The organism is Bacillus cihuensis, from assembly GCF_000504145.1.
GTDB classification, from domain to species: Bacteria; Bacillota; Bacilli; order Bacillales; family DSM-1321; genus Peribacillus; species Peribacillus huizhouensis.
Map to the genome: position 1 here is coordinate 57,120 of NZ_KI632501.1, position 8,647 is coordinate 65,766.

The following is an 8,647-nucleotide window of genomic DNA, read 5'->3' on the forward strand; positions in this document are numbered from 1 at the left end:
AGTAACAAAAAGGACGACCATCATAGGCCGTCCTTCTTTAAATTTAAAATGGTTATTAAATGAGGAATGCTGACTATCAAGACCATGTTTATAGTAAATGGGTTTCTTTCTCTTTGTTCATCCAGATAATAAAAAAAGGAGCTCTTGATCGGCTCCTGGGATTTAAATAAAGCATCCGTAACATTATTTAATAAGGCTAACAAGATCCATCTCAGTAATGCCCACAATGTCCACAATGTCCATGATGGTATGGGTATCCACCATATCCATAATGGGACGGATAACCGCCATATCCCATTCCGTAAGCAGGATAACCGCCATATCCCATTCCGTAAGCAGGATAACCACCATATCCATGATGATATGGGTACCCACCATATCCATGGTGGTACGGGTAACCACCATATCCCATTCCGTAAGATGGATAACCGCCGTAGCCATAACTTCCAACGATTTGTCTTTCCATTTTATATCTCCTCCTCAAATTGTTTCAAAAATAGTGTATGTGTCCATATTCAATGAGGAGTAGACAGTTGCCTATTTGTAAAGGTTGTATGCTTGTATAGTCATATCCTCTCATTGTACTAGCTTTCACAAGACAATTAGCACCAGTCAACGATTTATTGTTTTTTCAACTAACCCTTTAACTGAAGAAGGGGTTTTTCTAAATGTATGATATTACATATTTTCATACAATCATTTCGTTGACAATAAAGAATCTTTTCGAGAAAACGACAATATCGCACGTCTAATGTACGATATTGAAGGTGGGCAACCGTTTCGAGTAACGAGTAAACGTAGGAAAAAACCAAGGAGGTTCCCACCAGAGCTTTTTGATTAATACCCCTATCCCGTTCTATCGTGAGAGATATCCCGATGGTCAAAAAAACTTATAAAATACAGAAATTTTCATGTTTCCCCCACTGAAATTGCATTTTTTCTAGGTGAAAACTTCATTTCCGTACCAAAACAGGGCTGAAAATTGAATTTTCGTGATTTTCCTTTCATGTCCCTTTCGATTAACCTAAAGGCAAATATTGAAGGGGTGACAATCATGATTAAAGTTATAAATGATGTGGAAGTTTTGTCTGTAGACGAAAGATGGGACTTTGAAGACCAGGTGTTTGTCATAAACTATAGGGACAAAGAGTACTTTCATAAGCTTATTCTTGTGGATTTACGCATGGTAACAATAGTTGGGCAAAATGAAGCCTATAATGGTCCAAATTGGATATACGTAATCAAGCAGGAGGTTTTCGAGGATTATCTTCTCAATAAGGAATCTTACAGCAAAGTTGTACGCGAAATTCACAATCGAGTCGAACCATATTTAGAAGAAACTTATGGTGGTAAATTTAGTCGTTACATTTTGGCAGATCACGAATACAACGTTTACGGTCAATTGGTTTAAACACAAGAAGAAATCTGCGTATTGTTGCAAGTTTGATAGAAAGGGCAAAGGACCAAGAAAACACCGGGTCCTTTTTATTTTGGCTCTATTCTTCTTCTAAACGTGTAAGGATGGCATCTAAAGCATAGTTATTATCACCTTTTCGAAATTTCTCTACAAAGTCACAATATAAAAGCTGAATCATGTTTTCAAGCGTGTAAGAATGCCCCGGATGAAGTTCACCTATATCCGCAAGCATTACCTCACCACGTAGTGCTGACTTACGTTTAAAGGTTATTTCAACAGCTTGCATCTGTTGGTCAGTGTTACTTAGATGAACCAGTTTAAAAACCGATTGATCCTGCTGCTGTTCCAAATTCGTTTTTTTACCAACTTGATGATCAAGTGTGTTCAATATTTTATATAGGTGATTAGGATCTGGATTCTTTTTTGCATACAACAAAAAATCATCATACAAAACGGCTATCAAGTCCGCCTGGTTAAAATGCACCTCACCAATGTCCTGAACATCTTCACAAAAAATTTCCGCCCTTAAATATAAGGTGAGTGGTATTTTGATAGTAAGCTTAACTGAAGACGTCTTGGCCATCTTATAAATCATCTTACTGAAGAAATCTTGGGATGTCCTAAGTGAAAGTTCTTCTGCAAGTAAATCCGCAGCACTATATTTCACCATTTGTTACGCTCCCTAACTGTTTTTTCTTGAGAGATTCAGTAAAAACTCGATGTGCCGCCTTGCGAATACTGCAGCCCCATATGTCTGCAAGATCTGCAATTTTCATGAAGGTAGCTTGGTCAACTTTGCAATGGACAGTCTTTTCTTGTTTCTTATACTCCACTGCTGGGTACATAAAGATATTCTCAAGACCATACTTAAGGATGTCTGTTCCTATTGCTGTTTTAGATCCTCCCCATCTTTTTCTAGACTCACGCCTTAAAATACTGTCTACAACGGAGCTGATAGGAATTTTAATATCATGAAGCTTATCAGCTCTGATTTTTCTTTCTGACGTCTGACTGTCGGTCTTTGGAGGCGCGGATAAGATAGGATTGATTTGCTTCTCTCTTCTCATTTATTATTTGCCCCTTTCAATTGGATTATCCTTGGGTCATTTGGTCGTTTGGTCAATGAGTCGCATGATTTCGAAGTGGGGGAGGTATAAACTACATATGTATTGGGAATGGATGGACCAAGGAGAGTGGTGAACATGACAGAGAAAAAGAATGGAATTACAAAGGAGCAAGCGCAATTACTGGCCAAGAAAGCCAAGAGCCTCAACCATGTAATAAGCGTTAAACCAGTTAAAAAGATTTTAAAGTAATAGTAATATAGTATCTCTTTATTCCGTTACTCGCCCCCCATGCAGTGGGGAAGAGGTGATTCTTTTGAATTTTTCTTTACAAAGATATTTATATGTTGGTCATGTGGTCATTATGTCAGTTGGTCAAAAAGACTAAATACAATACCCATTATCGTGTATGTTTCAGCTAAATTAGTATTAGGTTGAGGCTTTAAAACTTGAATATAACTACCATCGTAATTAATCAAACAGAGCGATTCCTTCCTTCACATGCAGATTTTTACCGAATGCATCTGCCGTCTTCCAATACGTACGCCGTTAATTAATCAAGATGATTGAGGGTGAAACAACTTGCTTTCGTTATATGAATTTGACAGAAGACTAAGGTTATTGCTTTTAGGTGCATTAGAAAAAATTGAGATAGCCTTCCGAACACACTTTTCTTATGAAGACTTTTTGAAGAACCACCTATTGACTGGCTAGATACATTACCAGACTAGTCCTATCCTTGTTCTACCAAACATACTAAAGATATAATCATTGGTTTTAGAGGAAGGACCATTTCCATCTTGATTGTCACATCTTGGAGAATGAGCATTATGAAATGATGAGGTTGTATATAGTCTGTAACATTAAATTCATGCGCGCGCATATAATGTGGTGTCACTAACTTTTTTGTAGTACAAACAAAAAGGAGCCCACCGTCAATCGACGATGGGTTTTATCATTTCATATTCCACTAATTGAACCACGACGGACCCACAACGTTTTTCAATACTTGAACCATATATATTAATTACCTTCAAATCTTTCAAAAAAACTACTTGATAAATTATCTCGCTAGTTCTGAATAATTATTATATGAACAATTAAAAAATTCGGTTGCTAAATGAAATGAATAAATATCCAATGTCTAGGATTAATTGTATGTAAGTAGGTTCTACCAAACAGGAGCTTATACAGCGAACATCTACAAAAGCTGAAAAAGTATCCTAATTCTAATTTTGGACAGATCAAAAAGTATCCAGACAAATAAAGACATGGAATGATAATCATTCCATGCCTTTATTTGAGTAGAGGTTAAATCCCATCCAACCACTCTTAACTATCACTTTTCCAAAACATATAGGTCGCATTTTTTTACTGTTCACTCATTTTCTTAGCGTTCAATCGCTTTTCCAATGCCTTGATTATGTAAATGCCCTGCTTCACGTAATTCCTTGTCTGCAAGAAGGGATGCTAAATAGCCATCACTGTGAATCCTGCAGGATGCATGGTTTTTTGTTGTATTGCAAATTAAACAAGATGATAGAGAAGATCTATCACCTTATTTTTAATCAAGTATCTATTGTTACCAGAATCCAAAGCAACATCTTCGGCGATTTCCAAACAGACAATTCCGGCAACATCGACGATGATGGAAAGTGCATCGGCGACGATGTTGGCTAGTGCGACGACGCTGGCTAGTGCGACGACGCTGGCTGGTGAATCGGTGACGATGTTGGCTAGTACGACGACGCTGGCTGGTGCGACGACGCTGGCTAGTGCGACGGCGACGATTATCACATGTATTGCGCCTATTTGTATTTCGTCTTCTAGAACGGCAGCTTGATCGTGGATTCTGGAACATGAAGTCACTTAAACCCATTGAATTACACCGGTCTACAGCTCTTTGTATATCATCATTGCAAAAATTCGACATACTCATTACCTCCATTTCAAAGTTAATGAAGTGAAATGGAACACTTCCTCTATAAACTATGTGGTTTGTACGAGGGTGGTAATAGACAAGAGCCTTACTAACCAAAATAACCTGACAATCCCTTTTGGCATATGAGTATATAAAAAGAAAGGTGAAGGATGCCTGTGGATCATTCTAAGAAACTACCTGAATATAAATTTTTTATTCATCCTTTGGATTTTTCCGAGCTACGTAGGGATATTTGGTGTGATGATCCAATTTCTGCAAAGCTAAACGTGAACAAAAAAAGGTATGACATCGATCTAGCTTACCGTGGCTCTCATATTCGCAGTTTTCGCAAAAAGTCGTATCATATAGCTATTCACAAACCAAGTACTTTTCGAAATGCAAAAGAGTGGCATTTAAACGCAGAATATAAGGATCCATCATTCATAAGAAATAAATTATCTTTAGACTTTTTCAAGGAAATTGGATGTTTATCCCCGAAATCCCGGTTTGTTTTCTTAATGATAAATGGGAAAAATGAGGGCCTTTATCTAGAATTAGAATCCGTCGATGAGTATTTCTTAGAGAATCAAAAACTGCCAAAAGGATCTATATTTTATGCTGTGGATGGTGACGCTAACTTTTCGTTAATGAGTGAACTTGATCAAGATATAAAGAAATCGCTTGAGTTTGGATATGAGAGAAAATGTGGGACAGCTCAGGATGAGAATGCTTTGCATGAATTAATCATAAAAATCAATACGATCCCAAGAGTAGACTTTGAAAAGGAGATTGTAAAATATATAAACGTTGAAAAGTACCTTTGCTGGCTGGCGGGTGTTATTTTTACGCAAAATTACGATGGATTCGTTCATAACTATGCGCTATATCGGAATGGAGAAACAGGACTTTTTGAAGTCATTCCCTGGGATTATGACGCTACATGGGGAAGGGATATAAATGGAGAAGTCATGGAAGAAGACTATGTGAGAATTAAGGGCTTTAATACGTTAACGGCACGGATTCTTGATGTGAAGACTTTTCGAGACCAATACAAAAAACGATTAGAAGATATCTTAAGTAACCAGTTTACTTTAGAATTTATGAAACCTAAAATCCAGGAAACTTTTGAGCTCATAAGGCCATATGTTCTAAAAGACCCATATATAAAGGAACAGATCCACCTTTTTGATAAAGAACCGGATTATATATGCCAATATATTGAAGCAAGGGCAAAGTATATAAGCAACCAATTATATACATTAGATTAATAGTACAATAGGCGATACCCCCACTACAGAGTGAAATAAATAAAGAAAAAACAATCCGAGATTACTCTGCGGATCATAGAGTCAGAAATTTACCAAGGTGAGGTCTTTCTTCATGATATATCCTCGTACCTTTATACAGAGATTATTCCGAATGGTACTCATTAGGTGAGTATCTTTTTTTGTCTTATTCAATGTAACGAAATACACAAAAACAAAAATACATTTTCAAAGGGGAATGACAGTAAATAGCTGACTGTCACTAATTGTCTTGTGAAAGCTAGTACAACGAGAGGTTATGACTATACAAGCATACAACCTTTACAAATAGGCACTATCTACTCCTCATTGAATATGGACACATACACTATTTTTGAAACAATTTGAGGAGGAGATATAAAATGGAAAGACAAATCGTTGGAAGTTATGGCTACGGCGGTTATCCATCTTACGGAATGGGATATGGTGGATACCCATACCATCATGGACATTGTGGATATTACTGAGATGGATCTTGTTAGCCTTATTAAATAATGTTACGGATGCTTTATTTAAATCCCAGGAGCCGATCAAGAGCTCCTTTTTTTATTATCTGGACGAACAAAGAGAATGAAACCCATTTACTATAAACATGGTCTTTATAGTCAGCATTCTTCATTTAATGACCATTTTAAATTTAAAGAAGGACGGCCTATGATGGCCGTCCTTTTTGTTACTTATTAGCAGAAGCCACCGTAACCGCCTCCGTAACCTCCCCCGTAGCCATAGCCGCCGCCAAATCCACCGACACAACTACAGCCGACGATGATTAAGAGGATAAACAAAACCACTATAAAGGCAAAACCGCCCCCAAAACCAAAACCGCCATCTACACAACCTGACATATACAAACATCTCCTTTTGTTATAAAGGAGGTACTAACTACTTGCGTGGGCTAATTTAGTGTATGTTTGAAACTAATAAAGTGACACAAATAGGCATGAATCAAAGACCTAAAATGTACTTTGATAAGGATTTCCATTTTTATGTCGAAACTTGTGTTCTATTAATAATTGAATATGTAAGCGCTTTCTATTATAATGATAATGGGTTGGATGGCATGTGTGGCCGTCATAGTATCTGGCGTAGGTGGGGCCGATACCAGGGAGAGGGCTTAGATGACATGTCCTTTTTTATTTGTTTAAAACTAGCATTTTTTATGCAGTTGAGAGGTTTCTTCAGAAGTGATATATAAAATCATGAATAAACAATAACAACGAAGACGTTAACCACCTTGGTGCTTATGGCGTTTTTAGAACCTTTAGAATAGTAAAAGAAGTATGTAGAACTAATAGAACCCCCCTGGATGTTTTAGGAACAAAAAAGGTAGGCATCATTTAGATACCCACCTCTTATATATTTAGTCTATTGATGACATTCAGGAACTTGATTTTCGAACAATGATTTGCCTTTAAAATCTTGATATACGTAGTTAGTCATCAAGTCATACACTTTCGATTCCAAATCTTGAAGGTCGTCTCCTTCAAGGTTATTTTGGGGTTGAGGATGAAACCATTGAATTTCTTCATCATGGAAAATCCCTTGATAATTATCCCCTTCAAAGGTTAGCGTAAATTGATGACGTTCATGAACTTGATCTTCAAACAATGGTTTTACTTTAAAATCTTGATATACGTGGTTTGTCATTAAGTCATACACTTTCGATTCCAAGTTTTGAAGGTCATCTTCACCAAGATTATGTTTAGGTTGAGGATGAAACCACTGAATTTCTCCATCGTAGAAAATCCCTTGATAATTATCGCCTTCAAAGGTTAACGAAAACTGATGACGTTCATGAACTTGATCTTCAAACAATAGTTTTATGTTAAAATCTTTAATCATTATAAAAACCTCCTAAGATAATTACTCATTGAACTTTTCCATAAATGGTTTTAAATCGTCTATACCGTGGTTACTTCACTCTTTCATCTGTTGATTAACGATCAAAGCATCTCCTGTTGATGCATCAATATCCACCGTGTATTCTGTATCTTGATTTACAATAGAAATCTTGTATGTTTTACTTCCATAATTTTCAACGGTTTGAGTATTCGTTACTAGACCGCCTTTTGATGTGTCTAAGGCAATAGTCTTTGCTTGTAATTCATTAATTGTTTGTGAGGGCGCATTTGTTTGTTCAGTTACCGGTTGATTATCAAGCAGTGTATGAGCTCCTAGACCACCCGCGATTAAAGTACCTGTTAATAGCATTGATATCAAGTTCATGCTTGATAACCTCCTTGTGTTGTTTGTATTGTTATCATAACCTCTCGAGTTTAAAGAAAAAGAAGAAGAACCTTAAAATACTCTTAGAAAAGTAAACGAATATCAAGTTTGCGTTTTTTGACTTTGATCTAGTAGGTAAAACTAATAAAAACCCCCATTCAATTAATTGAATGGGGGTTTTAGCTTGGCGTTCATAACGTAATGAATGTACGATAATAAACAAAAACATACATTTAGAAAGCCCTCTACTTCAACTAACTAGGTTTTCTCCCCTTTATTTAATAGCATCTCTTAATTTCTTTCTTAATTTGTCAATCCATGTTTCTTCTGGAAACTCGGCTAGGAATGTGTCTGCAAATTCTGCTATATCATTTCCTACTACATTTCTTACGCTTATTCCATCACTGGCACTATTTTCGAACATCTCTAAAATTTTCTTTAAAAGCTCTAACATGCCTGCTCCCCTAGCAAAGTTCCACATATAATTTTCAATTGCTTTCATAGCCTTTTTGTATTCTTCAGGTAGTTCATTCACTCTTTTTTTATATGCACGATATTCTCGTTTTTCTTGAATCATCTTTTTAAACATCTCTTTGCTCCTTTATTTCATTCATTTTTTTTTCTAAAAATGACCAGCGTAGCCAAAAATCATTTAATTCTTGTTTTCCTTTGGCATTTAGTGTATAGAATTTTCTCGCGGGCCCAAGCTCAGATT

General features: G+C 36.4%; 11 protein-coding genes and 1 pseudogene. 3 read left to right on the top strand and 9 right to left on the bottom strand.

The window, feature by feature from the left end; translation table 11 throughout:
* Positions 1-211 precede the first annotated feature (211 nt).
* Positions 212-466 (bottom strand): hypothetical protein, encoded by a 255-nt coding sequence (locus V179_RS0126035; protein WP_084552498.1) that lies wholly within the window; start codon positions 464-466, stop codon positions 212-214.
* A gap of 588 nt (positions 467-1,054) precedes the next feature.
* Here V179_RS0126035 and V179_RS0126040 point away from each other — a divergent pair.
* Entirely contained in the window at positions 1,055-1,411 is a 357-nt protein-coding gene (locus V179_RS0126040; RefSeq protein WP_028394057.1) for a hypothetical protein, read from the top strand.
* An 85-nt stretch (positions 1,412-1,496) separates the two neighbouring features.
* On the opposite strand, the gene V179_RS0126045 is transcribed toward V179_RS0126040, so the two are convergent.
* Together V179_RS0126045 and V179_RS0126050 are read right to left on the bottom strand one after the other, a co-directional pair.
* Positions 1,497-2,087, bottom strand: a complete 591-nt coding sequence (locus V179_RS0126045; protein WP_028394058.1) for a hypothetical protein — start codon at positions 2,085-2,087, stop codon at positions 1,497-1,499.
* On the bottom strand, positions 2,074-2,484 hold the full coding sequence (locus V179_RS0126050; RefSeq protein ID WP_028394059.1) for a hypothetical protein: 411 nt from the start codon (positions 2,482-2,484) through the stop codon (positions 2,074-2,076). The genes V179_RS0126045 and V179_RS0126050 overlap by 14 nt, the downstream gene beginning before the upstream one ends.
* 579 nt (positions 2,485-3,063) lie before the next feature.
* Between V179_RS0126050 and V179_RS32605 the strand changes: the two genes are divergently transcribed.
* Complete coding sequence (locus V179_RS32605) at positions 3,064-3,195, top strand: Abi family protein (protein ID WP_084552499.1); 132 nt, start codon at positions 3,064-3,066, stop codon at positions 3,193-3,195.
* 813 nt (positions 3,196-4,008) lie between these two features.
* On the opposite strand, the gene V179_RS28870 is transcribed toward V179_RS32605, so the two are convergent.
* Both V179_RS28870 and V179_RS32610 read right to left on the bottom strand, forming a co-directional pair.
* A complete protein-coding gene (locus V179_RS28870) occupies positions 4,009-4,278 on the bottom strand; it encodes a hypothetical protein (RefSeq protein ID WP_152534832.1) in 270 nt (89 codons plus the stop codon).
* Between the two features lie 55 nt (positions 4,279-4,333).
* Positions 4,334-4,429, bottom strand: a pseudogene (locus V179_RS32610) (CotG/ExsB N-terminal domain-containing protein); the annotation flags it as partial.
* 149 nt (positions 4,430-4,578) lie between these two features.
* Here V179_RS32610 and V179_RS0126065 point away from each other — a divergent pair.
* Positions 4,579-5,670, top strand: a complete 1,092-nt coding sequence (locus tag V179_RS0126065) for a CotH kinase family protein (RefSeq protein WP_028394061.1) — start codon at positions 4,579-4,581, stop codon at positions 5,668-5,670.
* Positions 5,671-6,386: 716 nt separating this feature from the next.
* On the opposite strand, the gene V179_RS30370 is transcribed toward V179_RS0126065, so the two are convergent.
* The 4 genes from V179_RS30370 to V179_RS0126095 all read right to left on the bottom strand — a co-directional run bounded on the left by V179_RS30370 (position 6,387) and on the right by V179_RS0126095 (position 8,521).
* Positions 6,387-6,551 (bottom strand): YjcZ family sporulation protein, encoded by a 165-nt coding sequence (locus tag V179_RS30370; RefSeq protein ID WP_084552500.1) that lies wholly within the window; start codon positions 6,549-6,551, stop codon positions 6,387-6,389.
* Positions 6,552-7,071: 520 nt separating this feature from the next.
* Positions 7,072-7,548, bottom strand: coding sequence for a DUF5342 family protein (locus tag V179_RS29420; RefSeq protein WP_051405152.1), 477 nt, complete (start codon positions 7,546-7,548; stop codon positions 7,072-7,074).
* Between the two features lie 75 nt (positions 7,549-7,623).
* Entirely contained in the window at positions 7,624-7,932 is a 309-nt protein-coding gene (locus tag V179_RS0126090) for a PepSY domain-containing protein (RefSeq protein WP_028394063.1), read from the bottom strand.
* 274 nt (positions 7,933-8,206) lie between these two features.
* Entirely contained in the window at positions 8,207-8,521 is a 315-nt protein-coding gene (locus tag V179_RS0126095) for a DUF1048 domain-containing protein (protein ID WP_028394064.1), read from the bottom strand.
* Between the last annotated feature and the right edge of the window lie 126 nt (positions 8,522-8,647).